The sequence below is a fragment of the Paenibacillus sp. FSL R10-2734 genome (assembly GCF_037963865.1).
Lineage (GTDB): Bacteria > Bacillota > Bacilli > Paenibacillales > Paenibacillaceae > Paenibacillus_AQ.
This window is the reverse complement of record NZ_CP150170.1, coordinates 461776-486658: the sequence shown is the minus strand read 5'-3', so window position 1 is coordinate 486658 and position 24883 is coordinate 461776. Positions and strand designations below refer to the sequence as shown.

Sequence of the window (24883 nt, the reverse complement as noted above, 5' to 3'; positions counted from 1 at the left end):
AGAAGAGCTAGTGGCCTAGGTACGAATACAATATATCAAAAAAGAGCTGTTCCATCGGTCTGAGACCTTGGGACAGCTCTTTATGCTTGTTATAGGACAACCATTACTCATCTGAAGGAGCGATTCCTGAGAACTCTTTGGTTTCTTGATATTTACGAATAATGGACACTTCAACCCGGCGGTTCTTACTTCGCCCAACTGCTGTAGTATTTTCCGCAATGGGGTGGTACTCCCCGTATCCAATCGCACTAAATTTCCGTGGATTCAGGTTGGTATTCGTTAGCAAGATCTTCATAAACTGAAGGGCACGATCCGCACTCAGGTCCCAGTTGGAAGAATAGTTGCTATTAGAGATAGGAATATTATCGGTATGTCCTTGCACGACCACATCATAATCCGGGAATTGCTGCAGCATAGCTGAGATGGACTTTGCTAATTGCCGAGAATCATCTTTAACTACAGCCTGTCCGGAAGCGAACAACGCGTTATCACTTATCGTAATCATAAGCTGAGACTGATTCAGCTTAGTACTGAGCAGATCGGTAAGACCGTTTTTGTTAATATATTGATCAAACTGCTTCTTAAGCTTCTCTAAATCCTCTTGTTCCTTTTGCCGCAGCTTAGCCATTTCTGTTTGTTCGTTTTTCTTAGTGACTGATTGATCCACTTGATCATTTTTTCCTAGATCCTGTTGACTCTTAGTAGGCATTGCCGCCCGTTCTTCAAGAATACCTGTACCCCCATTAAGAGCGGAACTGAAGGCTTGACTCATCTCTTCGAATTTTTTGGCGTCTGTTGCACTCATAGAATACATTACAATAAACAATGCTACCAGAAGGGTCATAAGGTCAGAATAAGGCAGTAGCCACGATTCATCGGCGTGTTCTTCATGCTCTTCGTGTCGTCTAGTCTTTTTGCTCACCCGATCCACCCTCCTTCTCATCATTTAACTTGGCTCGTTCCGAAGGTGTTAGGAAGACAGCAAGCTTCTGATTGATGGCAATAGTGGATACACCGGATTGTATGGACAAGAGACCTTCGACCATCATCATTCGAACTTCAATTTCTCGTTTGGAAAGTCGTTTTAGCTTATTGGCAATAGGATGCCATAACACGTAACCTGTAAAGATCCCGAGTAGTGTTGCGATGAAGGCAGCCCCGATAGCTGCAGCCAATTTGTTCATATCACTCATATCAGCCAGAGCGGCGATAAGACCGATAACCGCCCCGAGTACCCCAAGGGTAGGAGCATACATACCTGCCTGAGTGAAAATGAGTGCTCCGGCTTTATGTCGATCCTCTGTGGCATGGATATCCTCCATGAGAACATCGCGGACAAAATCTTGATCATTCCCATCAATAATCATCCGCATGCCGTTTCTGAGGAAATTATCTTCTATTTCATCGACTTTTGACTCAAGAGCTAGTAGACCTTCACGCCGTGTGATAGAAGCCCATTCCATGAACATAGAAATTAATTGGGGTTTACTGATTAATTTTTTTTGAACAAAAATTATTTTAAACAGACTTGGAATCTTTTTGACCTCCGAGAAAGGAAAGGCCATGAAGATGGAAGCCGCCGTACCCACTAAGATAATAACGTAAGCAGCGGGTGTGGCCAAAGCGTGAAGAGGAGCGTGCTTGAGGATCATACCCCAAATTACTGCAACTAAACCAAAAATTAAACCAAGTATTGTTGAAATTTCCATTATGCACCTCGTCCATGAGATTATAAGATGTGTTCCGACAAAGCCGCGTATATCATCCTTGAAACAGCGGCGTGGCACTCTGTGCGAAACCGAATAACGTATATTCTTATTTATCGACATCATTCCGTTTTTTGTGAAGTCATTTTTTCGGCTATAATGGATAAGGTAAGTAATTATTCATCTGTGGAGAAAACGGAGTGATACATGTGGGTGTAAAACATGGTAGAGATTACGGTGAAATCCTAACTGATTTGACCGAGGCTGTCGGACGAATTTCCGATGGGTACTTATTTTTTGAAATGGATCCGGTAGAGTGGCAAGAATTGCCGCAGGAGTCCAAGCTGGAAGTATGGGAGGCGCTGGCTGAGGATCTTTTCTTCGCGCTGGGTAATGAACCTATGATTGAGGTGGGGAGCGGCGTTATCATATACGATAAGGACACGCACCGCATTAATATTTTAGTCGGAGAAGAGGATTTAGCCTCTGTTATTTTGATTTAAGAAGAGGGAGCGGCGGGGCGTGATTTGCCCGTAGTTAGTAGCCCGTGGTAAAATTGGTATAGCCGAGTTATAATCGCTGGGATTCTTGAATACATTTAATCGAAAATATTGCCTTTATCCTGGCACATCCCTTGGACCTCAGAAGCTAAGGGATGTTTTGTTTAACGAATAAGACAAGTAAGCGACCTGCGGATTTTACTGCAATTTTTAGTAAGGGAGGAAATGAATTGATATTTACGGAAGAAGAACTGCGTGAGCAGATCAGCAAGCTGGAAGGCTGGAAACTGGAAGAGAACACCATGGTGCGAAAATATATGTTCAGCCAATATATGAAGGGCATTGCGTTCGTTGATGAAGTAGCCACCATCTCAGAAGCCTTTGATCATCATCCACATATTACGATTGATTATAAGACAGTAACCCTAAGACTGAAATCAAATGAGGAAGACGGTATTACGGCTCTTGATATTCGAGAGGCACATGAATTTAATGAAGCCTTTGAGAAAAATCATTAGTGTAGTCAAGCTCATGAATAAACGCCCATGCCCAGATAGTAACCTATCTTCTGGCATGGGCGTTTTTAGTTGCTTAGGTGGATCACTTTTTCTCCGAGAGCCAGAGGGCGATGTTAGCAATCTCCTCAGGAGCTAGCTTCTCTTTAAAGGAAGGCATTTGACCGCGTCCTTTAGTGACGATGCTGTAGATCTCTTCGGCGTCATGCTGACCACCTTCATTTTGAAGACTCGGTCCAACTCCACCTTGAAGCTGATCTCCGTGGCAGGTGATACAGCTGGCTTTCACGGTTGCTTCTGCCTTAGCCGCATCCAGTTGAACTACTGGCATCGTAGGTTTATTCTCTTCAGCTACTTCTTCTTTACCCGGAAGTGTAAACATAAGTACTACCGCAAAGGCACAGGCGGCAAAAAACAAACCGCTCATGATCCATTTCTGCATCCCAGTTCGTCCCTTCTATGTAAGCTGCTCCCTACATTATAGCTCAAGGTGAAGCGTTATCATAGGGTTTGTGACAAAAAAATGAACGATAATTCAATCAATTCATTGAAATATATGGAATATAATATCATTTGTCATAGACCATACAATAAAAAGGTTTGTTACCTGTAGGAGTTTGGCGCTCATACGTATCTGTAATCGTAAATCCACACTTTTGGTAAGTTCGGATTGCTCGCTGGTTCCAGGTCAGTACCTCTAGATCAATTTCACGTTCAGGATAACGAATCAAGGCCGCTTGCACAATTGCGTCCACAAATAATTTCCCTAGACCTTGGCCGCATAGGTCGGGGTGCATGCCAATCCCTAAACGAACAACACCTTCCATCGGGAATAGCTGCGCGAATCCGCTCAAAGCCCCTTGCCCATTTAATATGGAGATATATTGCTCATTCCGTAACTGAGGGTCACCAAACTCGATTCCAAGAGCCTTCATTTGCTCCCACGGCATCCAACCGTAAATATTATAAGGGGGAGTGTAATCCCAGTTGCAAATCTCTTCCGCGTGACTGGTCTCCATAGGAGCTACATGAAAAGTAATCGAGGGATTTATCATAAGGTCAAAGACCTCCTTTCACGAGGGTCTTACTTGTAACTAATTATATACAAAAAGAGGGATGAAAGACTTAGAAACTTTATATGAGGATTATTGTTTTACAAATTTTGAGTGGGGTAAATATTAAATAAGACAAAAAAATAAGCTCTTCCCCAAGAATTTACATCTTGGAAAGAGCCTATGTACGATTTACTTATTGAACATCATCATTATCTTCTGAACCAGTAGCAACCGATTGATAAGCATCTGTGCTCATAATCCGTTTAGCACCGATGTAGCGTTTCACGTAGTAGCTGTCACTCAGGGAGCTAATCGTTACACCACGTGAGGAAGAAGCATGTGCAAACTTGCCTTCACCGACATAAATGCCGACATGTGAGACACCCTTACCACTTGTATTGAAGAATACAAGATCTCCAGATCTTAAATCATCCTGGGAAATAGCTGTACCCATTTGATATTGGGAGCCTGATTGGTGTGGTAGGTTGATACCAACTTTATCAAACACATACATTGTAAATCCGGAGCAATCAAATCCATTTGTGGAGACGCCGCCGGATACGTATTTAGTTCCGATGGTCTTGTCGATCACTTTATCCATTTTGGAATCCGCGAAAGCGCTTCCTGCTCCGATGGTGAAGATAATGGAAAAGCTGAGTACAGCTGCTGCTAACTTCTTCTTCAAAAGTTTATACCCCTTCCAGATGCCTACGAGGTTAGCTTAAGGGTTCGGTTGAAGGTCCCCTATGACCCCTCTAAAGATGGAGGTCAATTCACCCAAAGTTGGTTCCCCCGTTTCCCTAATAGTTAGGAAACTCGGCTCAGACTGTTGATTAGGAATAGCTTGTAATCAATACATGACAAAACCTTTGTAAATAACAACTTAATGATTACAAAAATGTTACTAAAATCTTACTGCAGTTATTGTAACAAACGGAGTGCCGCTTGGCAATCGTTTTTAACATAATCATGCAGAAAAATTCGTATTTTTAAAGACAAAATGCATATGTAAGCGATAATATTAAACTAATTTTCATATTTATAGAAATATTTATCAAATAAAAGTGTTTAGAGCCCGTTCTAGTGGTGTAAAGAATATAATAAGGCAAAAGAAAACCTGGATTCGATTACGGCAATAATCAAATCCAGGTTCATATAGTTATAATTGTGAGGTTATAGTTGTGGGGAAGTATTAATCGTAGGCTACAGCTTGATATGAGGAAGTACTCATTACTCTTTTAGCACCAACGTAGCGATTGGCCCAGTAGGACTGGCTAAGTGAAGTGATAGTTACACCACGTGAAGAAGAAGATTGTGCAAATTTACCGTTTCCAACATAAATTCCAACATGGGATACGCCGCTACCCAATGTGTTAAAGAAAACCAAGTCGCCTGAACGCAGCTTGCTTTTAGCTATAGGAGTTCCGACATTATATTGAGCTTTTGAGGTACGGGGCAAAGAAAGACCCATATTCTTGAATACATACGTAGTAAATCCAGAACAGTCAAATCCTTTAGTGCTAGTGCCTCCGGTTTTATAGGCAACTCCAATAGTCTTTGAGATAACACTGTCCATTTTCGAATCTGCAAAGGCGCTTCCACCACCAATAGAGAATGCCATTACTAATCCTAGCGTCGCAGCGACGCATGCTTTTCTTAAGTTCTTCAAAAAAAATGTACCCCTTCCAATGCCTGTGAGGTTAGCTTAAGGGTTCGGTAGAAGTTTCCCTATGATCACTGCAAAGCGAGATCAATTCACCCAAAATATGGTTCCCCCACTTCCCGGTGCAAGGAATTCGGCGTTTTATGCACCAGTTAGTGACTTATCGACATGACTACGACAAATACATGAAGTTATGTAGAAATCGTTTCAAATGATTACAAACTTGTTACTAATGGAACAGGACTTATTGTAACAAAGTCTTTACCATTTTGCAAATCCTAATAATTTATCTATAACGCAAAAGAGTCCCAGCTCCTGATTCAGGAACCGGGACTTTTATATTATGTTCTGCAAGGCTTAAAATTATTGTGGAAATGCTTTACTGCGCCATAGATGATATTGTGCGGAGATCCCCCACATTTTGAAGAGTGTTGAAGGCAGTGAAGAGAGTTGACGAATAAGAAGTGCGGGTAGGCCAGGACAGAAGATACCAGTTAGTCCGCACACTAGCAGAAGGAGCAGACCGCCTGCACCAAGCACGATGGAAATTCCTATTGCTGGAAAAAGTGACTTCAAGCAGATGAATAGGGAGGAGAACATCCCCATACCACTGGTATAACCAAACTGCATATATAGAAGAAACAGACGCACGATAAAAATGTATATAAGCCATGCCAATACGTATGGAACTAGATGGAGCAACAAAGAGTAGTTCAGAAAGGAGGATAAGAATAGCCCGTACATTTTTGGAGCAAGCCAATATAACGGAAGTAGAACCAACACCCATTCAATTAGACTGAAGATAAACACTGGCAATCCATAAAGCTTCATACCGGGAAAAAAGAACAGGCCACGCTCTCCTTTTCGCTCCTGGTGGAGTTCATGCAGTAATCCAGCCCTTATAAAGGGGGAGAGTAGCAGTCGCAAGACAACAAGCCCTAGGAACATCCATAACCAAGTACGTATCGCAGGATCTGTGTTCAAGCTGAACTGCCCTTCGACATAATAGAGTAGTCTGCCCATTCCGCTGCCTCCAGCATCTTTATCTGGATAGCGTAGTAGAATTGGAACGATAGCAGACCGAATGAAACCGTACATAAAGTAGCCCCAGAGCAGTCGGTAGATGAAGAGCAGAATCAGAATATAAAATTGCTCCTTCATGCTTTGCCAGCCGCGGGTTATCGATGTTCTCACAATCATTCACCTCACCAGACAAGAGTTCCGAGCACGGTTTCAACTAGTTTAGTTACACTTAATGTCCAGCGAGAGAGCGTTTTGGGCTCTATTTCCGCCAGTCTGAAGTTGTTTAGATGTTTGCTTTCTAAAAGAATGGTATGCTCAGGATCAATCTCAGCAGAGAGGAGAAGCTTATCGCTTAACAACTGAAACGTAGTTTCTGCTCCTTCACCTTTCCAGACCCGCTCTGTCGCAGAGCCGTCGGAGAATGTGAATTTAATGGGAACGTCGACGTAATGACTCCCTTTGTTTGTAATCTTCACTATGGATTCGTAGCTCTGAGCATCGCTGTTGCCATTCTTTTTAATAGTAATCGTATCTACTGAGAAATCAGGAGCACCACCACCATAAATATAATCTTCGAAATAAGGCTGCCACGATTTTTTGGTTACTTTCTCAACGACCTTCTGAAAATCAGACGTAGTGGGATGCTGGAAACGGAATTTACGTGCGTAAGTGGACATGATGCTATTCATTGCTTTGGTTCCTACTTGGCGTTCAATATCTTTAAGCACTAGCTTTCCGCGGATATACACATTTCGGCTATAGGAATCTGCCTCAGCATATTTCCATGTTTCTAAGTTTAATGGCTCTGATTTGGTTACCAAGCTGGACTGCAGAGGGAGATTAGTCTTAATACCGTATTCTTGCTCCATGAGTCTGTCTTCGGCATAAGAAGTGAAGCTTTCGTCCAGCCAAGCCTCCTCGAATTCATTGCTGGCTACCATACCGTAGAAGTATTGATGGCCAATTTCATGAATGACAGTTCTTTCAAGTGAAGTGTCAGGAGAAGAGTCCGTGGCTCCAAACGCTGTAATGAGCGTTGGATACTCCATTCCTCCAGCGCCATTGCCCTCCTTAGGTGGAACGATAATAGACAGCGTCGAGTAGGGATAAGGACCATACCATTTGCTGAAGTAGGTCAGGGCAGCCTTAGCGGCCTGAAGGTATCGTTCCTTTAAGTCTTTGTGCAATGGATCGAGATACACCTTAATCCGTACACCAGGCACCTCTGGCGTAGAGAAGGCTTCTTCTGCTACTGTAAAATCAGGGGAAGCGGCCCAAGCGAAGTCATGGACATCGTCGGCGTAGAACTGATATATTTTTTGATCTTGTTTCAGCTTGGCATTCTTTACAGGAAATCCGGTCGCAGCCACCGTATAGTTGGAAGGGACGGCAATCGTTACATTGTAGATGCCGAAATCGCTGTAAAACTCAGAGGTACCATGATACTGATGCAAATCCCAGCCTTCTTCTCTGACCCCACGCGTGCCCAGAGGCTCGTATACACTAAGCTTAGGGAACCATTGCCCAGCCATCACGAAATTCCCTGATGCGCCCATACGGGCAAATATTTTGGGGAGCTGGACCTCGAACTGGAGTTTAAGTGTGACACTTTCTCCACCATTAACAGGTTGTGGGAGATGTACCTTTAGGAGTGTCTTATCGTTGACGTTACCATCATCGGGTTGTACAAATTGCACTCTTTGCATTAGCGATGTTCCTTCTGTCGTGCGTAGATCGGTTAAAGTCATACTTCCGAAGCCGTTCTCTGGCATGGTGTCACCTCTGAGCGTTCCTCCGGATTCCTTCATAAAGGTAGTATTTGGTGAAGCAAAAGCATTTGGATACATATGAAAATATAGCTCACTTACTGGTTTTACACCGGGGTGTGTCCAGGTTACCGTCTCAGAAGCGATTAAAGTTTCTGTATCAGGAACAAGCTGAACATCGATGTGATACTCGACAACTCGATGACTTAATGCCTCCTCTGCAGGAACGGGGGCGCTATCAGGCAGTGTCTGCTGTGGTGCCACTGCAGGAGCTGTGCCGCTTGAGGACTTGGCCTCTTTTGAAACATAGCTAATAACAGAGGATGTAGAGTTATCCCCTGAATAGGCCCATATTCCTCCTCCTAATAGCACGAGGACGGCCAGGGTCGCAAAGATGATGATGTACCTTAATGACAGTGACTTCATACTGTGATTCCTCCCGTGACAAGCATCTACGGGATGTATATGTTTGCAATCGCCGCATTATTAGCTAAAATTAAATTATTCGTAAAAGGAAGGGTGTGCACTCGTGGACAACATACAACCGGAGGGCAAGAAACAGATTGCCTTAAATATTGTGAATGCGAAAAGTAAACATAAAGGCTTTGGAGCAGGTTCTATAGAGCTCAATAACGTATCGCCTGTCATTATTGATAACGGTGAAGCAGTCATTGATATCGGTGCCATGCATGCCAAGAGTAAGGTTGAAAAGGGTATTAAATTCTCCATGAATCGTGAAGATGTACCTAACGGAAGACAGGTTTGGGTGGTATGGGTAGCAGTGGACCGTACGCAGGATAGTCAATTCTATGGTGGAATAACGGCCTGTGAAATGTGGATTGATACAGAAGCGCGCCGCGGTTGGAAAATTCTCGCCGAGCATGTCAATAAGTTGGATGCTGCTCTAAAACGCAAAATCGATGTGGGAGGGCTTGGTGCAGTTGAAAAGGCTGCTCTAAAATCCCTCTTGATCTCTCATAATGAGGCATGGTGGACTGCGTCCTCTGATGATCTTAAGGCTGCTCTGACCGAGTAGGGACGGATCACCAAGACAGGGTTACCTAATACAGAAAAAAGGCTTCGACATCCTGAAATAGGAGCGTCGAAGCCTTTTTTTGATTGAACAAAATATACATTGAATTAATTTTACGATTTGCTTGCCGTACTAAGTTTGCGTTTGAGTTGACTTACTCTGGCTTGACTGATGCCGAGGATTTCAGCAAGCTCCTTCTGATTGGCATAGGGATGATCTTCTATGGCCCGCTCCAAGCGTTGGCACATATCCTCTGTCTTCGTCTTCCGGACTGTGCTGATGTGCTCTGACACTTCGCCTGCGAAATCTTGACGTGCCTCCGGCACTTGAGACATGCGTTCAGGATCGGCAATTTCTTTTAGACAGCTACTGCAAATAAATTGCTCTTTATAGTAGGTGACATGGTCGTGGCTTCTGCAAAACGTACATTCTGTCGAGGTGTACTTCCTAAGTATGATGGTGTTATCGTTTAATATAAAAAATTCGATAGGATCACCAATGTCGATATTACGAGTCATACGGATTTCTGCGGGAACCACAATTCTCCCAAGACTGTCTAAACTCCGGATCATGCCTGTATCCTTCATCCCATGTCCCTCATTTACATCTTTATATTTTGGTTGCTACTAACTATTATAGCAGTAATTGTGATTTAAGAGAATGGGGTCGATACATAAAATAAAGCGGTTACATCCTTTGTGGGAGAGGTGAAAATCGAGTTTGAAGATCTTATGGATTCTACAATAAATAAGTTATAAAAAAGAAAAACCTCTTCAATAAATGAAGAGGCTAATTCAACCACCAGCGTTTAATATTTTTCCACAGGGAACGATTTTCTTCAGCAGGATCTACTTTGCTTTGTACATCATCGACAGCAGGACCTTTGCCATGTTGATCACAATATTCAGTGGGCTCAGTTCCACTAATGAAGGTCTCAAGTTCTTTTTCGGGACAGGCTGCAGTAGCTAGCTTGCCGGACTGCGGATTGACGTATACACTAACCACTCCATCTGGAATGGGGAAAATTTTAGGCGGGATATTTTCCAACGCTTTTTCAGTAAACTCTGCGAAAATTGGAGCTGCGCGTCGACCGTCAGTAGTTGTGATGTCGCGCCCCTTGTCATATCCAACCCAAACTGCTGTGGATAGCTCAGGGGTGAAGCCTACCATCCAGCCGTCTGCATCCGTAGTTCCAGTCTTGCCGGCCACTGGACGTTTGATTATAGAAGCTACACGATTACCTGTTCCCCCTGTCTCAAATACGCCTTCCATTAAACGGGTCAATACATAGGCGGCAGAGGGTTCTACAACAGCTTCACCCTTTGGCTTAGGTGCTTCATACAGGACCATACCATTTGAATCCGTTATTTTTAGAATGGCCGTGGTCGGCATTTTCTGACCGCTGTTTCCAATGACTGCGAAAGCGGCAGCCATTTCTAGCGGACTGATCGGTGAGGTGCCAAGTGCCAGTGAAGGCACGCTTTGAAGCGGACTATCAATGCCCATCTTCGCAGCCATCTCGCTTACTTTATCCGCGCCGATCTTCATGATCGTATTCACAGCATAAATATTGTCGGATGCTGCGATCGCTTGTCGCATGTTGATTTCACCCAGATACTTATCCCCGAAGTTTCGAGGCTGATAGGTTTTGCGATTGTTATCATAATGGAACATCGTTGGCTGGCTTTTGAAAACGGAAAGACCAGTCATCTCTTTGGAGGAGAGTGCGGCTAAATACATGATCGGCTTAAAGGACGAGCCAGGCTGACGTGTGGTGGCTAGAGCGTGATTGTATTGATTGGTACGATAATTTTTTCCACCGACCATTGCCTTAATGTAACCAGTGCGAGGATCGATGGATACAAGCGCAGTCTCCAGATCACTCTTTTGATCCATCTCTTGGTCGACCGCATGTTCTGCAGCATGCTGCATGTCAGGGTCAAGCGTGGTATAGACGTTCAGCCCACCTTGTTCTAGCTCATCACTGCTAATGTGGAGAGACTCTATGGCCAGATTGCGAATATAATCCCTGAAGTAAGGTGCAGCCACTGTAGTATCCTTTTGACCTTGCGGTTTTAACTTCAAGTCCTCCTGAACAGCCTGCCCCGCTTCTTCTTGTGAGATTTTCCCTAAATTCGTCATGACGGTCAAGATGATTCTCTGGCGTTTCTTAGCGTTGTCTATATGATTGTATGGCGAATAATAGGTTGGTCCTTTTGGAATTCCAGCCAGCATGGTGCTCTCTGCAAGGTCTAAATCCGCTGCAGATTTGCCAAAATACATCCGTGACGCTGCTTCGATGCCATAGGCACCATGACCATAGTAGATGTTATTTAAATACATGTTCAAGATTTCATCTTTGCTGTATTTCATCTCCAGCTGCATCGTATACACGGCCTCTTTGGCCTTGCGTGTCCATGTCTTCTCGTGGGATAGATAGAGATTTCTCGCGAGCTGCTGAGTTAGTGTGCTAGCCCCTTGCGTTCGGTTCCCCTCTTCTAGATTGACGAGTACAGCCCTAGCCATTCCCTTCATATCAAACCCGGAGTGCTCGTAAAACTTACGGTCTTCGACAGCTAGTGTGGCTTCAATGAGCAGGGGAGAAATTTGACTTAATTTGACTGGTTCACGGCTACGTCCGTCTGAGGTAAAGGTGGCAAGAATATTGCCCCTGGAGTCGAATAGCTTGGAGCGCACATCATCGCCAATGGGGGGGAGATCCCTTTGATATAGGTAACCGAGCAGAGCTCCAGTGGTCAGTAGAAACAATATGATTATGGCTACCAGCAGCTGGAATAAACGGCGGAAGCGGTTTTTTCGTTTGGGTGGATTTGTCGATTCACGTGTCATGGTACCAGACCCCTTTCTCCTTGTATTATGGGAAAGGAACTGGAAGGATATTCATTGTATAACTAGCCGACTTGATAATAGGACTTTTGACAGGAAGATTTAGACAAAAGAGAACAAAGTGTTTCCATTTTGTTACTATTACAGGTGGATCAAGCAATCTTCTGGCGGTATAACAGAGTAGGGATTGAAAGTAAGGGTATATACATATTAGGAGGTGTCATCATGGATTGGACGAAAAAGATTTATAAAACGACAATAACCGCCCTTTCAGCAACACTAATTATGGTTTCGGGCTGGGGTGCATCGGCTTCTTCTGTACATGCTGCGGCATCGGCCGCACCAGCATCTTGCGGCACTGGAGATCATGGGCTATTACAGGCCCTGCAAAACAAGCATTCGGGAGATATATCAACACCGCTTACCTTTTCTGATGTTCAGTTTTTGAATAAGGATATCGGGCGGGCAGCAGGTAATGGATTTATGATTGGTACCTCTAATGGAGGCTGTAATTTTCAAGAGATCTATCAGGGCCAATGGAGCTTTAAACAGATCGATTTTCCCAATAACGTGCATGGATTTGCCCTTGCTGCTGTACAGGATGGCCAAGCTCAATATTTAATTGGCACCTCTAATGGTGGTTCTGAATGGACAAGACTTTCGAATAAAGCGGTTAGCTTTGAAAGAATAGATTTTATCGACAGTAAGAATGGTTTCGGCTATAACAGAGCTTCAACGTATTCCACCAAGGACGGAGGGCTTAGCTGGAGTAAAATTTCAACCCCATCCAATACACGTGGTGCATATTTTAGTGATCGCAATACCGGTTGGGCTGTTGTGATTGCACCAGGAACTGGCTATCGGGTAATGAAGACTACAAATGGAGGGAAAACTTGGAGCTTGTCGTTGAAGGCGGCTTTTTCTGATCCGGATTATGGTCAAATCTCCGCAAAAGGAGATCAAGTCGATGTAGTGCTCTACGGCGGATCAGGGATGAGTCAGACCTCTTACTCCTTATATACAAGTACGAATAAGGGCAAAAGCTGGAATAGAGTGATCACTCAGGAAACTGCTGGAGGCGGACCCGCACCAGGTAGCGGAAAAGCTGTAGTGAATAAAGGGCCAGCGTCTGGCAGACCTGGGAATTTGGAGCTGATAGGGAACAGCACGACTTTCTTGGTCGGTTATTCCGATGCAGCAGAAAAGGTAGCGGTAGGACGCTCTTATGACGGCGGCAAGCAGTGGACCAATCTTCCGGCTATTGCAGGTTATGAAGGGGTAATCTCCTTCACTAGTAATAAAGAAGGTTGGCTTGCCACTCGCGAACGCGATCATTCATCATTATATGTAACCAAAGATGGCGGCGCTTCTTGGCAACTTAGGTTTTCGTTGAAGATTTTGTCCTTGTAAATTATAGATTCGTATTCCTCTAAACGGTTCCTTAGGGAACCGTTTTTTTCTATGATTATGAAGTTGGTCGCACCTTTGTACAGTTTTACTAGATGTTCCAAGTGTGCTTTTATCCATCAATATGGTAAAATTTTATGAGCTAAGCCAGATCTAATGGATTCTGTGATTGAAATGCTTCTTTGAACTGGATATAGTGTACAATGGGAAAGCGAATAGGCCTTTGATTAAATATAAAAATGTTTAATTTTCACGATAGACGTTTTTCTTATGCAGAATGCAGAGGCTTGCAGAATGGAGGAACGTGTGATGCCCGAACTACAGTCTGACAAATATGACGTCTCTATTACGCTCGTGAGCCTTCAAGAGGGTCAGCGGAATGTTATGAAAGCGAATGGAGAGGTAGTATCCAAAGGACCGCATCTATATATTCAATATGAAGAATTAGAGCAGGGCCCTCGAGGAGAGGAAATTTCTGTTCGTACAACGATAAAGATTGCAGGTAATCAGCTAAAGCTAATTCGCCACGGTGGGATACAGTCTGAACAGAGCTTTCAATCTGGACGACGTCTGCCAGGATTTTATCGTTCGCCATATACACAGTTTAATCTTTCTACGGAGACGAACAAGCTGGATGTGGTGCGCGAAGGGCGTTCCCTAACGGTTGAATGGGATTATAATTTGTACGTTTACGAGGAATTGTCAGGAAAGTTTGCTATTAGTTTGCATATACAGGAGGAACCGAAATTATGACACAGAGAAAGAATCCGTTGGAGCTTGTGAATGAACGGGTAAAAGAAGCCATTGCCGATGCAATTGTGAATGCAGGAATTGTTGCACCGGAAGAGGTTCCGGATATCGTACTAGAAGTACCGAGAGATAAAGCGCATGGTGATTTGGCTACGAACGCTGCTATGCAGCTGACCAAAATTGCAAAACGTAACCCGCGCCAGATTGCTGAGGCAATTATAGAGCATTTGGATACTAGCAGAGCTTCTATTGAAAAGGCTGAGATTGCCGGACCAGGCTTTATTAACTTTACGTTGTCCAAGAATTATTTGTACCCAATTATCAGCCTTGTTGCTGAGCAGGGTGATGATTATGGCCGTATTAACGTAGGTCAAGGTCAGAAGGTTGAAATGGAGTTCGTCAGCGCCAATCCAACGGGTAGCCTTCATCTAGGACATGCTCGTGGTGCTGCTGTCGGCGATGCGCTTTGCAACGTGCTCGATTATGCCGGCTATCAGGTGACACGGGAATATTATATTAATGATGCCGGTAATCAAGTAGTCAACCTGTGCAAATCCATTGAGACTCGTTACCTGCAGGAGCTGGGTCAAGAAGCAGAAATGCCTGAAGACGGTTACCATGGCGAAGACATTAAGGGATTTGCTAAGGAGCTTGTGGCTGAAAAGGGCGATACACTACTCGAGATGAGCCCAAGTGACCGCGCAGCATTTTTCCGGAACTATGGACTTAATAAAGAGCTCGATAAAATCAAACGCGATCTGGGTCTCTTCCGTGTAAACTTCGATATCTGGTTCAGTGAGACTTCGCTGTATGAGAATGGGGAAGTGCTGCGCTCGTTAGACGAGCTTCGTGATCGTGGAGAAGTATATGAGCAGGATGGGGCAACCTGGCTGCAAACGACTAAGTATGGCGATGATAAAGACCGCGTTCTGATTAAGAACGATGGCACATACACCTACCTTACACCGGACATTGCGTATCACAGCGATAAGTATGGCCGCGGTTACGATAAAATGATTAACATTTGGGGTGCTGATCACCATGGCTATATTCCGCGTATGAAAGCGGCGATGTCAGCTCTTGGCAATGATCCTGAGAAGCTAGTGGTTCTAATTGCTCAGATGGTCAGTCTGTTCCAGAATGGTGAAAAGGTTAAAATGTCCAAGCGTACCGGCAAAGCAGTTACGATGGAAGATTTGATGGAGGAAGTCGGAATCGATGCGATTCGTTATTTCTTCACCATGCGTAGCATGGATTCCCATCTTGATTTTGATATGGATTTGGCGATCTCAACTTCTAATGAGAACCCTGTATTCTATGTTCAATATGCGCATGCGCGTATCTGCAGTATCTTCCGTCAGGCAGAGGAGCAAGGTATCTCTGTACCAGATTATGCTGACATTGACTATTCCAAGCTGACAGCTGCTCATGAATATGACTTGCTGCGCAAAATTGGTGAGCTCCCATCAGAAATCGCTGTTGCGGCAGAGGGCTATGCTCCACATCGCCTCATCCGTTATGTGTATGAGCTGGCGGCAATGTTCCACAGCTATTACAAAGCGGAGCGTGTAATTACAGAGGATGCCGCTCAAACTGTGGCACGTCTTGCACTGCTTGGCGCTGCGCGTACTACCATTGCTAATGTCCTGCGTCTTGTCGGTGTTTCTGCACCGGATCGCATGTAATTCAACATCAAACGACAAAAAATCCGCCTTCCGGTTCCCTCGGAGGCGGATTTTATTTTGTGCCGTTCTTCGCACCGGCACTCGCTGCGCTCACGCAAGAGTAGCCCCCCCGGTACCCGGGCAGGCGGGGCTACACGTTCGCGGAGACCACCCGCTTGACCCTTGCTCCTGCTCTCAGCAGGCGCAGGGCATCGGCAGCGCCGCCGCCAAGGGATGCGCGCCGCTGCCCCTTGCGCAGCCGCACCGGGGACGCGGTGCGGCGCAAGAGCAGCTTCAGCTCCCTTGGCGAGAGGCCTGGTCGCAGCGCGAGCAGCAGTGCCGCGGCTCCCGTGACATGAGAGGTCGCCATGGAGGTGCCGCTCATCTCTTTGTAGCCCTCCTTCAGCCAACAGGAGGGCACGCCTTCGCCGGGGCCATATACATCGATATAAGTACCACGGTTGCTGAATCCAGCAACACGATGTCTTTTATCGATGGCGCCCACGGCAATCGTCTCAGGATAACGTGCCGGGTAGTCCCCGCCACGTTTGCCATCATTCCCGGAGGAGGCAATGATAGCGATTCCGGCTCGGTACGCTTTTATAACCACATTGTGAAGCGCTTTGCTTCTAGTCTTCATTCCGAAGCTCATATTGATGATATCGATTCTGTTCTGTACGCACCAATCAATGCCCAGCACAATATCCGATACATAGGCGGAGCCGCTATGATCAAAGGCCTTAACTGGATATAGCAGCGCTCTCGGCGCCACCCCCATCATACCGCGTGTTCCTCCTGCCGCAGCTAGAGTTCCAGCGATGTGAGTTCCGTGTCCATTATCATCCAGCGGCAACATACCTCGGTGTAGTAGGTTGACCCCGGAGGCCAATGAATGCTTCAGATCAGGATGACGGTAATCAGCACCTGTATCGATTACACCGATTTTGACGTGAACTCCGGTTGATTTGGACCATGCCTGAGGAGCATGAATAGCTTTCACCCCCCAAGGGAGTGTGGCCGTTCCGCTCTTTTCGTTAGCTATAGAATGGATTTGTATTTGTAGATCCTCTTCGACATTTAGGAGGTCTGCAAATCGGCTCATTAATTTTCCAGCTCCGGCAGCAGGCACAAAGAAGGCCCGAATCAGCGGAGATACCTGTACTTGCCGCAGCTCGGGCTGCTTCGCTTTCAGAGCTTTCCATTGTGTTAATGCTCCGGCATATTGGCGGGGATCATTGAAGGTAAGAATACGCCGCTCACCATTGTTGGGGGCAACCGATATTTCTTCAAGAAGCATGTGCCAAAATTTGTGATAGTCCATAGGTTTCGCTGTCCCCTCCTCGGTGCCCTGCTGCCATATTGTATGAGTGGAAGAGGGGGGACGAATGGGAACTTGCCCTTTTTTAACGAAATGGGCTGCCCATCGTGTCAAAAGACGGCGCTTTACATAAAATAGACAGAAGAGATTAACACTCTCTTTGTAACATCACGTAAGGAGCCGATCCTTGGCGTGGATACAGTCATGCGCGGAGGATTTCCTCCGCCTTTTTTTATGAAAATAAAAGGAAGTGTAAGTATCACACTCTACATATGCTTTGTATTATCCTTCTTCAAGATGGAGACAGGTTTCAGGTATGGATAACAGCTTGGAGACTCTTTCTGCTCGCTGTTACCGCTTTTGACTTGCAATTTGTTGTCAAATAGGTTTTACTTAGTTTTGTTAATGGATATTATTGAAATAAACCGTAATGTGAACAATGCGTGAGAGGAAGTGTCCTTTAGTGAGTACGCCACTCAATTTAAAGCTAGACCCTGAGAAAGTTAAAGAAATGCCGATGGTGGATTTGGCTTTTCTAGTGCTTAAGGCAGCCAATACACCGTATTATTACCGTGATCTGATGGTCGAGGTAGCCAAGCTGCGCGGCATGACAGATCAACAAAGCCAAGATACTATTGCCCAGTTATATACCGAGATTAACATTGATGGGCGTTTTGCCTGTGTCGGAACCAACCTTTGGGGATTGAAACGCTGGTATCCTCTAGAGCGCTCTGATGATCCGGTTGGTAACACCAAACGCGTGCGTATCATCAACGATGAAGACGATGATTTGGAAGATGACGACTTTGCTGAAGAAGAAGAAAACTACGCTGCTGAAGAAGAGGATTTCGACGCTATCGATGAAGATCGCGATGACCTCTATTCCGACGACGACAGCGAAGAAGAAGTCGACGAAGATGTCGTGATCGATGAAGATGACATAGACGAAGATGACTCAGATGAAGACGATGCAGAAGATGACTCAGATGAAGATGCCGAAGCTGACGAGTAAGATAAATAATTTCAAAGAGTCTTGCTGATGGTATAATTCCTCCCTTGACAGTGGGGGATCGTCAGAGTAAACTATTGCATGGGCTTATCATGTAAGTTAATAAACGCGTTTTTTAAAATAAAAAGTGCCCCGGTTCTACGGGTGTCACTTTTTTGTTTTTTTAGATGCAAAGAAGCTGTAGTTTTATGGAATTTGCGGGACAACATCTTATGTTTTCCCCGGTGGATCAAACTTTTGATTTCCCCTGTTTTGATGATAGTAAAACGGGTTACGATAAACACCATGCGCCGCTTTTATGTCTGGACTTTATTTAGGAGGGTTTTACAGTGACAAAGTATATTTTTGTAACGGGTGGCGTTGTGTCTTCCCTGGGCAAGGGCATTACCGCCGCTTCGCTGGGCAGGCTGCTCAAAAACAGAGGTCTAAAGGTAACGATTCAGAAATTTGATCCGTATCTTAACGTAGACCCTGGAACGATGAGTCCTTATCAGCACGGTGAAGTATTTGTAACAGATGATGGTGCTGAGACTGATCTTGACCTTGGACACTATGAACGGTTTATTGATATTAATCTGTCAAAGAACAACAATGTGACGACAGGTAAGATCTATTCATCCGTAATCAGCAAGGAACGTCGTGGAGAGTATTTGGGCGGAACTGTACAAGTTATCCCACACATTACGAATGAGATCAAAGAACGCGTATTCCGCGCAGGCCGTGAGACCAACTCTGATGTAGTAATCACAGAAATTGGTGGAACTGTAGGTGATATTGAAAGTCTTCCGTTCCTGGAAGCTATTCGCCAAATCAAGAGTGATATCGGACGGGAAAATGTGATGTATATCCACGTAACCTTGATTCCTTATATCAAGGCTGCTGGAGAAGTGAAGACAAAACCGACACAACACAGCGTTAAAGAGCTGCGCAGTATCGGGATTCAACCGAATGTCATCGTGTGCCGTACGGAATATGAGCTTTCCGCAGATATGAAAGCGAAGATTGCACTCTTTTGCGATATCGATGCTAATGCTGTTGTGGAATGCCGCGATGCTTCAACATTGTATGAAGTTCCACTGAATCTTCGCGATGAAGGCTTGGACGAGATTGTTGTCAATCATTTGAAGCTTACAACACCAGCGCCAGATATGCGTGAATGGGAAGGTATGCTTGAACGGATTCAGAAGTTAGAGAAAACAGTAGAAATAGCAATTGTAGGTAAGTACGTAGCCCTGCATGACGCTTATTTGAGTGTTGTGGAATCACTTTCACACGCAGGTTTTGCTTCAAATGCAGAGGTTAAGATTCGCTGGGTGAATGCAGAGGAAATTACGGATGAGAATGTAGACGAAATGCTGCGTGGTATTGGCGGTATTCTAGTTCCTGGTGGGTTCGGTGATCGGGGAATTGAAGGTAAAATCTCTGCTATCCGTTATGCACGTGAGAAATTGATACCTTTCTTCGGAATTTGCTTAGGTATGCAAGTTTCCGTAATTGAATATGCTCGCTCTATTCTTGGTCTGCAAGGTGCCAATAGTTCCGAAATCGATCCAAACACTCCATATCCACTGATCGACCTGCTTCCTGAGCAGAAGGATATTGAAGATATGGGTGGTACAATGCGTCTTGGTTTGTATCCTTGTAAGATTGCTGAAGGTTCCCTGGCAATGTCTTGCTACGATGATGAACTGGTATACGAGCGTCACCGTCACCGGTATGAGTTCAACAACACGTACCGTGATGAGATTGAAAAAGCAGGTCTGGTTATTTCTGGAACGTCTCCAGATGGCCGTTTAGTTGAGATCGTAGAGCTTCCGGGACATCCTTGGTTCTTGTCGGTTCAATTCCATCCGGAATTCACTTCACGTCCGAACCGTCCACAGCCGTTGTTCCGTGATTTCGTCAAAGCTTCTTTGACTCATTCCGAACAGCAGTAATTTTGTAAACATAATCGGAACCTGTCGGTTCTTAACAAGTTTGAGAGAGCCTCCTGTTGGAGGCTCTCTTTTTTTTGTTGACTCATTTAAAGATTTTGTAACTGACATAACCGCAATACAGACTCTTTATTTACCCATTTTATCCAATTAGAAGGATTTGAGCAGTGAAGCACGAATAATAGGTTTCGTATGGAGTTAATTTCTGAAGGGGCCGTTAGCTGTGGAGAGCGCGGTATAGTCAATCTGGCTTAATCTGGGAGGGTGTTATATGGAAAAAAAGAAAGTGTTAATTGTCGATGATCAGAATGGGATCCGGATTCTTCTTATGGAAGTGTTCAATAGTGAAGGATATACGACATTTCAAGCAGCTAACGGAAAATTGGCATTAGACATCGTTCGCAGCGAGTCTCCCGATCTGGTCCTGCTCGATATGAAAATACCGGGAATGGATGGACTCGAGATTTTGAAGCATCTGAAAGAGCTGAATCCGTCCATTAAGGTCATTATGATGACGGCTTACGGAGAACTGGATATGATTAAGGAAGCAACCAAGCTAGGCGCATTGATGCATTTTACAAAGCCATTTGACATAGACGAAATGCGGGTCGCGGTCAATATGCATCTTCATAATAAGTCCGTAGATCAATGCAGTTAAAGTGACATTTTCTATATCGGTTCTATTTGGTTATGGTGATTATAAAGTGGGTGAGCTTAATTACTATATGGGCTGGATAAAAATCGTCCCACCGGGACATTTTTTTGTTTGTCCTATTTAGTATTTGACTCAGGATGTGTTATAATAAGCCTGTATGTGATGTCGGTTTAAAAACATAGCCAACCAACATTCTTAGGAGGATGAAACCATGCCATTAGTATCTATGACAGACATGTTGAAGAAAGCACTTGAAGGAAAATACGCAGTAGGTCAGTACAACATTAACAACTTGGAGTGGACACAAGCTATTCTTGGTGCCGCTGAACAAGAAAAATCACCAGTAATTCTTGGTGTATCCGAAGGCGCAGCACGTCACATGGGCGGCTTCACTACTGTTGTTAAGATGGTAGAAGGTCTAATTATTGATATGAATATCACAGTTCCTGTAGCTATCCACCTTGACCATGGATCTAGCTTTGATAAATGTAAAGCAGCAATTGATGCTGGATTTACATCCGTAATGATCGACGGTTCCCATCACCCAATTGATGAAAACATTGAAATGACTAAAAAAGTCGTTGAATATGCTCACGCTAAAGGTGTTTCTGTAGAAGCAGAAGTAGGTACTGTTGGTGGACAAGAAGACGACGTTATCGGCGGCATCATGTATGCTAAGCTAGATGAGTGCGTACGTATTGTTAAAGAAACAGGTATTGACACTTTGGCTCCTGCACTTGGTTCCGTTCATGGACCTTACCATGGCGAGCCTAACCTCGGATTTAAAGAAATGGAAGAAATCCGTGACGCTACTAACATCCCAATGGTTCTTCATGGTGGTACAGGTATTCCTGAACATGACATCAAGAAAGCAATCTCCCTGGGTACTTCCAAAATTAACGTAAACACTGAAAACCAAATCGTGTTTGCTAAAGTTGTTCGCGAAGTTCTAGCTGCTAAACCGGATGCTTACGATCCACGTACATTTATCGTACCAGGTCGCGATGCAATCAAAGAAACCGTTATTGGTAAAATTCGTGAATTCGGATCCAACAACAAAGCATAATTATTGTTAGCTTCCGCCGTAGGTGGACAAGCAATTTGTAAAAGGGCAGGGGTGACTCTGCCCAGTTGAATAGTTTGATGAGGAAAGCCACCGCTTAGCCGGTGTCTTTCCATTTTCATCACTAAAAGTTCACAGCACGTATTGCCCACCCAGCTGCAATACACGTAGGGGGAAATTGATAAATCTATGGAAAAATTAATGATTGGCGGTGGACGTCCGCTAGAGGGCGTTGTAACCATCAGTGGAGCAAAGAATAGTGCTATTGCACTTATTCCTGCGGCGATTTTGGCCGAATCTGAAGTTGTTCTGGATAATTTACCGTCCCTCAGTGATGTAGCCGTTTACTCCGAAATCTTACAAGAGCTTGGCGCAAGTGTATCTTGGTCAGGTAATCAAATGAGAATTGACCCTTCGAGAATTGTATCTATACCTATGCCTAATGGTCCGGTTAAGAAACTCCGAGCTTCATATTATATGATGGGAGCTCTGCTTGGAAGATTTAAAGAAGCGACAATAGGACTTCCTGGTGGTTGTAATTTTGAACCTCGTCCAATCGATCAGCATATTAAGGGATTCGAAGCGCTGGGAGCAACAGTTACCAACGAACACGGTTCTATTCACTTATATGCAAAAGAGCTACGCGGTGCGAAGATTTATTTAGACGTATCAAGCGTAGGTGCCACTATTAACATCATGCTTGCGGCATCACGTGCCAAAGGCTCCACAATTATTGAAAATGCGGCTAAAGAGCCTGAGATTATAGATGTAGCAACCCTATTGAATTCTATGGGCGCTGTTATTAAAGGCGCTGGCACAGAAACCATTCGAATCGAAGGGGTATCGGAGATGCACGGCTGTCGTCACTCCATTATTCCCGATCGGATTCAAGCAGGAACTTATATGATTGCCGCTGCGGCTACGCGTGGTAATGTGTTGATAGATAATGTTATTCCTAAGCACTTGGAAGCTTTAACGGCCAAGCTTTTAGAGATGGGCGTTGATATTGAAGAGCTTGACGAAAGTATTCGCGTTATAGGAAGAACTAAATATGAGCGCGCAGATGTCAAAGCACTAACCTACCCAGGCTTCCCTACAGATTTACAATCTCCCATGACTAGTATTTTGACGCAGGCTACAGGTGTTAGTGTGCTTAGCGATTTCGTCTATAGCAATCGCTTTAAGCATGTGCCGGAATTGGTTCGAATGGGCGCAAAGATTCGTGTTGAAGGCCGTTCTGCAATAATTGAGGGCGGTAAGCTTAATGCTGCAAAAGTGAAAGCAACCGATTTACGGGCAGGCGCTGCCCTTGTCATTGCTGGGTTGACGGTAGAAGATGGAATTACTGAAGTAACCGGCGTAGAATATATTGACCGTGGTTATGATAATTTAGTGAGCAACCTTCGACAACTTGGTGCTCATGTTTGGCGTGAGAACGAATAAAATTAGGATATCCCGTTTGGAAGGAGTTAAATTTGCTTATTTACCGCATATATCCTTCCAAATTGGGTATTAATATCCTAATGAGCGTTTTAATAGACTCATTATTTTACCTAGTAGATAGACTAGGGTGAACTCATTTAAAAATTGAATAGGTGGTTATTACATGGATCTTCAAATTTCCGATTTGGAAGAAATGAAGCTGACCGAGTTGTATAAGCTGGCCAAGAAATACCAGATCCCTTATTACGGACAGCTGAAGAAACGGGAACTGATCTTTGCGATCCTTCGGGCACAGGCAGAGCAGAGCGGTCTTATGTTTATGGAAGGCGTGCTGGAAATTCTGCCCGAGGGCTACGGGTTTCTAAGACCGATTAACTATTTACCCAGCGCTGAAGATATTTATATTTCAGCCTCGCAAATTCGGAAATTTGATCTCAGAAGCGGAGATCTTGTGTCCGGGAAATGCCGGACTCCGAAAGAAAACGAACGATATTTTGGCCTGCTTCAAGTCAATGCCGTTAATGGTGAGAACCCTGCTAGCGCAGCGGAGCGTCTCCATTTCCCAGCATTAACACCACTTTATCCGCAAGACAAGCTACCGCTTGAAACATCCCCTACTCATTTATCTACCCGAATAATGGATTTGCTCGCTCCTGTAGGTTTGGGGCAGCGGGGTTTGATTGTAGCACCTCCTAAAGCAGGAAAAACGCTCCTCTTGAAAGAAATTGCCAATAGTATTTCCACTAATAATCCTGAGATTGAACTCTTTGTATTGCTGATAGACGAACGTCCTGAAGAAGTAACTGATATGCAGCGTTCTGTAAAAGGCGAAGTGGTTGCATCGACGTTTGATGAGCTTCCAGAGAATCATATTAAAGTGGCCGAACTTGTGTTGCAAAGAGCTCTTCGTTTAGTTGAGCATAAGAAGGATGTAGTTATTCTTTTAGATAGCATCACTCGACTGGCACGTGCGTATAATCTTGTGGTTCCGCCATCTGGACGCACACTTAGTGGGGGGATTGACCCGGCAGCCTTTCATCGGCCGAAGCGTTTTTTTGGATCTGCACGGAATGTAGAAGAGGGCGGCTCGCTGACTATTTTGGCAACTGCATTAATTGATACCGGATCACGTATGGATGATATTATTTATGAAGAGTTTAAGGGTACCGGCAATATGGAGCTTCATTTGGACCGCAAATTAGCGGAACGCCGTATATTCCCTGCTATTGATATTCGTCGTTCAGGTACACGTCGTGAAGAAGTGCTCTTGAGCAAAGAAGAGCTCGATACAATCTGGGCGATTCGCAAAAACATGAATGAATCCTACGATTTTGTGGAGGGCTTCATCAAAAAGCTACGTGATACGAAGACTAATGCTGAATTCTTGGCATCATTTGACGTTGCGGGAGCTAAACAAACACCAAATGGAACTGCAAGTAGTGGAGGCACTTCTAACAGTGGTACGGCTGCTCGTCGCACAACACGGCCGAAAACTTCTTCAGTACCTACAACTTGAGAATTGATTATAAGAG

General features: G+C 44.6%; 23 protein-coding genes and 2 riboswitches. Of the genes, 12 read left to right on the top strand and 11 right to left on the bottom strand.

The genetic code is table 11. The features are described from left to right. Positions 1 to 103 precede the first annotated feature (103 nt). The gene (gene motB / locus NSS67_RS02250; protein ID WP_339318127.1) at positions 104 to 922 is read right to left on the bottom strand and encodes a flagellar motor protein MotB; all 819 of its coding nucleotides are present in this window, start codon (positions 920 to 922) and stop codon (positions 104 to 106) included. Next, the gene (motA, locus tag NSS67_RS02245; protein ID WP_339318126.1) at positions 906 to 1709 is read right to left on the bottom strand and encodes a flagellar motor stator protein MotA; all 804 of its coding nucleotides are present in this window, start codon (positions 1707 to 1709) and stop codon (positions 906 to 908) included. Before motA ends, motB begins: the two co-directional genes overlap by 17 nt. 206 nt (positions 1710 to 1915) lie before the next feature. On the opposite strand from motA, the gene NSS67_RS02240 reads away from it, so the two are divergent. Both NSS67_RS02240 and NSS67_RS02235 read left to right on the top strand, forming a co-directional pair. Next, entirely contained in the window at positions 1916 to 2209 is a 294-nt protein-coding gene (locus tag NSS67_RS02240; protein ID WP_339318125.1) for a hypothetical protein, read from the top strand. Between the two features lie 227 nt (positions 2210 to 2436). After that, positions 2437 to 2724, top strand: a complete 288-nt coding sequence (locus tag NSS67_RS02235; RefSeq protein WP_339318124.1) for a 4a-hydroxytetrahydrobiopterin dehydratase — start codon at positions 2437 to 2439, stop codon at positions 2722 to 2724. Between the two features lie 82 nt (positions 2725 to 2806). On the opposite strand, the gene NSS67_RS02230 is transcribed toward NSS67_RS02235, so the two are convergent. From NSS67_RS02230 to NSS67_RS02205, 6 genes are all read right to left on the bottom strand, one after another. Beyond that, complete coding sequence (locus NSS67_RS02230; RefSeq protein WP_339318123.1) at positions 2807 to 3163, bottom strand: cytochrome c; 357 nt, start codon at positions 3161 to 3163, stop codon at positions 2807 to 2809. Between the two features lie 127 nt (positions 3164 to 3290). Further along, positions 3291 to 3776: a GNAT family N-acetyltransferase gene (locus NSS67_RS02225; protein ID WP_339318122.1), complete on the bottom strand. Its 486-nt coding sequence runs from the start codon at positions 3774 to 3776 to the stop codon at positions 3291 to 3293. 193 nt (positions 3777 to 3969) lie between these two features. Continuing rightward, on the bottom strand, positions 3970 to 4461 hold the full coding sequence (locus tag NSS67_RS02220; RefSeq protein WP_339318121.1) for a C40 family peptidase: 492 nt from the start codon (positions 4459 to 4461) through the stop codon (positions 3970 to 3972). Positions 4462 to 4466: 5 nt separating this feature from the next. Next, positions 4467 to 4608, bottom strand: a riboswitch (cyclic di-AMP (ydaO/yuaA leader). A gap of 360 nt (positions 4609 to 4968) precedes the next feature. Beyond that, on the bottom strand, positions 4969 to 5397 hold the full coding sequence (locus NSS67_RS02215) for a C40 family peptidase (RefSeq protein WP_339320482.1): 429 nt from the start codon (positions 5395 to 5397) through the stop codon (positions 4969 to 4971). Between the two features lie 53 nt (positions 5398 to 5450). Then, positions 5451 to 5588: riboswitch (cyclic di-AMP (ydaO/yuaA leader) on the bottom strand. A 214-nt stretch (positions 5589 to 5802) separates the two neighbouring features. Further along, on the bottom strand, positions 5803 to 6633 hold the full coding sequence (locus NSS67_RS02210) for a hypothetical protein (protein ID WP_339318120.1): 831 nt from the start codon (positions 6631 to 6633) through the stop codon (positions 5803 to 5805). Between the two features lie 11 nt (positions 6634 to 6644). After that, positions 6645 to 8654, bottom strand: coding sequence for a M1 family metallopeptidase (locus NSS67_RS02205; protein ID WP_339318119.1), 2010 nt, complete (start codon positions 8652 to 8654; stop codon positions 6645 to 6647). 103 nt (positions 8655 to 8757) lie between these two features. Between NSS67_RS02205 and NSS67_RS02200 the strand changes: the two genes are divergently transcribed. After that, positions 8758 to 9264, top strand: a complete 507-nt coding sequence (locus NSS67_RS02200) for a YwhD family protein (RefSeq protein ID WP_339318118.1) — start codon at positions 8758 to 8760, stop codon at positions 9262 to 9264. A gap of 110 nt (positions 9265 to 9374) precedes the next feature. On the opposite strand, the gene NSS67_RS02195 is transcribed toward NSS67_RS02200, so the two are convergent. Both NSS67_RS02195 and NSS67_RS02190 read right to left on the bottom strand, forming a co-directional pair. After that, a complete protein-coding gene (locus tag NSS67_RS02195; protein ID WP_339318117.1) occupies positions 9375 to 9848 on the bottom strand; it encodes an AbrB/MazE/SpoVT family DNA-binding domain-containing protein in 474 nt (157 codons plus the stop codon). 202 nt (positions 9849 to 10050) lie between these two features. Continuing rightward, complete coding sequence (locus NSS67_RS02190) at positions 10051 to 12111, bottom strand: PBP1A family penicillin-binding protein (RefSeq protein ID WP_339318116.1); 2061 nt, start codon at positions 12109 to 12111, stop codon at positions 10051 to 10053. Positions 12112 to 12333: 222 nt separating this feature from the next. Here NSS67_RS02190 and NSS67_RS02185 point away from each other — a divergent pair, with 222 nt between their 5' ends. The 3 genes from NSS67_RS02185 (at position 12334) to argS (ending at position 15950) form a co-directional block, all read left to right on the top strand. Further along, entirely contained in the window at positions 12334 to 13518 is a 1185-nt protein-coding gene (locus tag NSS67_RS02185; protein WP_339318115.1) for a hypothetical protein, read from the top strand. A gap of 306 nt (positions 13519 to 13824) precedes the next feature. Continuing rightward, on the top strand, positions 13825 to 14268 hold the full coding sequence (locus tag NSS67_RS02180; RefSeq protein WP_339318114.1) for a DUF1934 domain-containing protein: 444 nt from the start codon (positions 13825 to 13827) through the stop codon (positions 14266 to 14268). Next, positions 14265 to 15950 (top strand): arginine--tRNA ligase, encoded by a 1686-nt coding sequence (gene argS / locus NSS67_RS02175; protein WP_339318113.1) that lies wholly within the window; start codon positions 14265 to 14267, stop codon positions 15948 to 15950. The genes NSS67_RS02180 and argS overlap by 4 nt, the downstream gene beginning before the upstream one ends. A gap of 130 nt (positions 15951 to 16080) precedes the next feature. Here argS and NSS67_RS02170 read toward each other — a convergent pair whose 3' ends face one another. After that, positions 16081 to 17250: a S8 family peptidase gene (locus NSS67_RS02170; protein ID WP_339318112.1), complete on the bottom strand. Its 1170-nt coding sequence runs from the start codon at positions 17248 to 17250 to the stop codon at positions 16081 to 16083. A 460-nt stretch (positions 17251 to 17710) separates the two neighbouring features. On the opposite strand from NSS67_RS02170, the gene rpoE reads away from it, so the two are divergent. The 6 genes from rpoE (at position 17711) to rho (ending at position 24867) form a co-directional block, all read left to right on the top strand. Continuing rightward, a complete protein-coding gene (gene rpoE / locus NSS67_RS02165) occupies positions 17711 to 18259 on the top strand; it encodes a DNA-directed RNA polymerase subunit delta (RefSeq protein WP_339318111.1) in 549 nt (182 codons plus the stop codon). Positions 18260 to 18585: 326 nt separating this feature from the next. Continuing rightward, the gene (locus NSS67_RS02160; protein ID WP_339318110.1) at positions 18586 to 20193 is read left to right on the top strand and encodes a CTP synthase; all 1608 of its coding nucleotides are present in this window, start codon (positions 18586 to 18588) and stop codon (positions 20191 to 20193) included. Positions 20194 to 20461: 268 nt separating this feature from the next. Then, positions 20462 to 20848: a response regulator gene (locus NSS67_RS02155; RefSeq protein ID WP_042123230.1), complete on the top strand. Its 387-nt coding sequence runs from the start codon at positions 20462 to 20464 to the stop codon at positions 20846 to 20848. Between the two features lie 208 nt (positions 20849 to 21056). Then, positions 21057 to 21911, top strand: a complete 855-nt coding sequence (gene fba, locus NSS67_RS02150; RefSeq protein ID WP_339318109.1) for a class II fructose-1,6-bisphosphate aldolase — start codon at positions 21057 to 21059, stop codon at positions 21909 to 21911. A gap of 186 nt (positions 21912 to 22097) precedes the next feature. Then, a complete protein-coding gene (locus NSS67_RS02145; RefSeq protein WP_339318108.1) occupies positions 22098 to 23351 on the top strand; it encodes a UDP-N-acetylglucosamine 1-carboxyvinyltransferase in 1254 nt (417 codons plus the stop codon). 163 nt (positions 23352 to 23514) lie between these two features. After that, positions 23515 to 24867, top strand: a complete 1353-nt coding sequence (rho, locus tag NSS67_RS02140; protein ID WP_339318107.1) for a transcription termination factor Rho — start codon at positions 23515 to 23517, stop codon at positions 24865 to 24867. The last annotated feature ends 16 nt before the right edge of the window (positions 24868 to 24883 follow it).

Excerpts from the sequence above, each read along its gene's own strand:
- NSS67_RS02190 (WP_339318116.1), bottom strand. The coding sequence starts at position 12,111 with ATGACACGTGAATCGACAAATCCACCCAAACGAAAAAACCGCTTCCGC.
- NSS67_RS02170 (WP_339318112.1), bottom strand. The coding sequence starts at position 17,250 with ATGGACTATCACAAATTTTGGCACATGCTTCTTGAAGAAATATCGGTT.
- NSS67_RS02195 (WP_339318117.1), bottom strand. The coding sequence starts at position 9,848 with ATGAAGGATACAGGCATGATCCGGAGTTTAGACAGTCTTGGGAGAATT.
- NSS67_RS02180 (WP_339318114.1), top strand. The coding sequence starts at position 13,825 with ATGCCCGAACTACAGTCTGACAAATATGACGTCTCTATTACGCTCGTG.
- NSS67_RS02225 (WP_339318122.1), bottom strand. The coding sequence starts at position 3,776 with ATGATAAATCCCTCGATTACTTTTCATGTAGCTCCTATGGAGACCAGT.
- NSS67_RS02215 (WP_339320482.1), bottom strand. The coding sequence starts at position 5,397 with ATGGCATTCTCTATTGGTGGTGGAAGCGCCTTTGCAGATTCGAAAATG.
- argS (WP_339318113.1), top strand. The coding sequence starts at position 14,265 with ATGACACAGAGAAAGAATCCGTTGGAGCTTGTGAATGAACGGGTAAAA.
- NSS67_RS02205 (WP_339318119.1), bottom strand. The coding sequence starts at position 8,654 with ATGAAGTCACTGTCATTAAGGTACATCATCATCTTTGCGACCCTGGCC.
- NSS67_RS02145 (WP_339318108.1), top strand. The coding sequence starts at position 22,098 with ATGGAAAAATTAATGATTGGCGGTGGACGTCCGCTAGAGGGCGTTGTA.
- NSS67_RS02155 (WP_042123230.1), top strand. The coding sequence starts at position 20,462 with ATGGAAAAAAAGAAAGTGTTAATTGTCGATGATCAGAATGGGATCCGG.
- rho (WP_339318107.1), top strand. The coding sequence starts at position 23,515 with ATGGATCTTCAAATTTCCGATTTGGAAGAAATGAAGCTGACCGAGTTG.
- fba (WP_339318109.1), top strand. The coding sequence starts at position 21,057 with ATGCCATTAGTATCTATGACAGACATGTTGAAGAAAGCACTTGAAGGA.
- NSS67_RS02185 (WP_339318115.1), top strand. The coding sequence starts at position 12,334 with ATGGATTGGACGAAAAAGATTTATAAAACGACAATAACCGCCCTTTCA.
- NSS67_RS02230 (WP_339318123.1), bottom strand. The coding sequence starts at position 3,163 with ATGCAGAAATGGATCATGAGCGGTTTGTTTTTTGCCGCCTGTGCCTTT.
- motA (WP_339318126.1), bottom strand. The coding sequence starts at position 1,709 with ATGGAAATTTCAACAATACTTGGTTTAATTTTTGGTTTAGTTGCAGTA.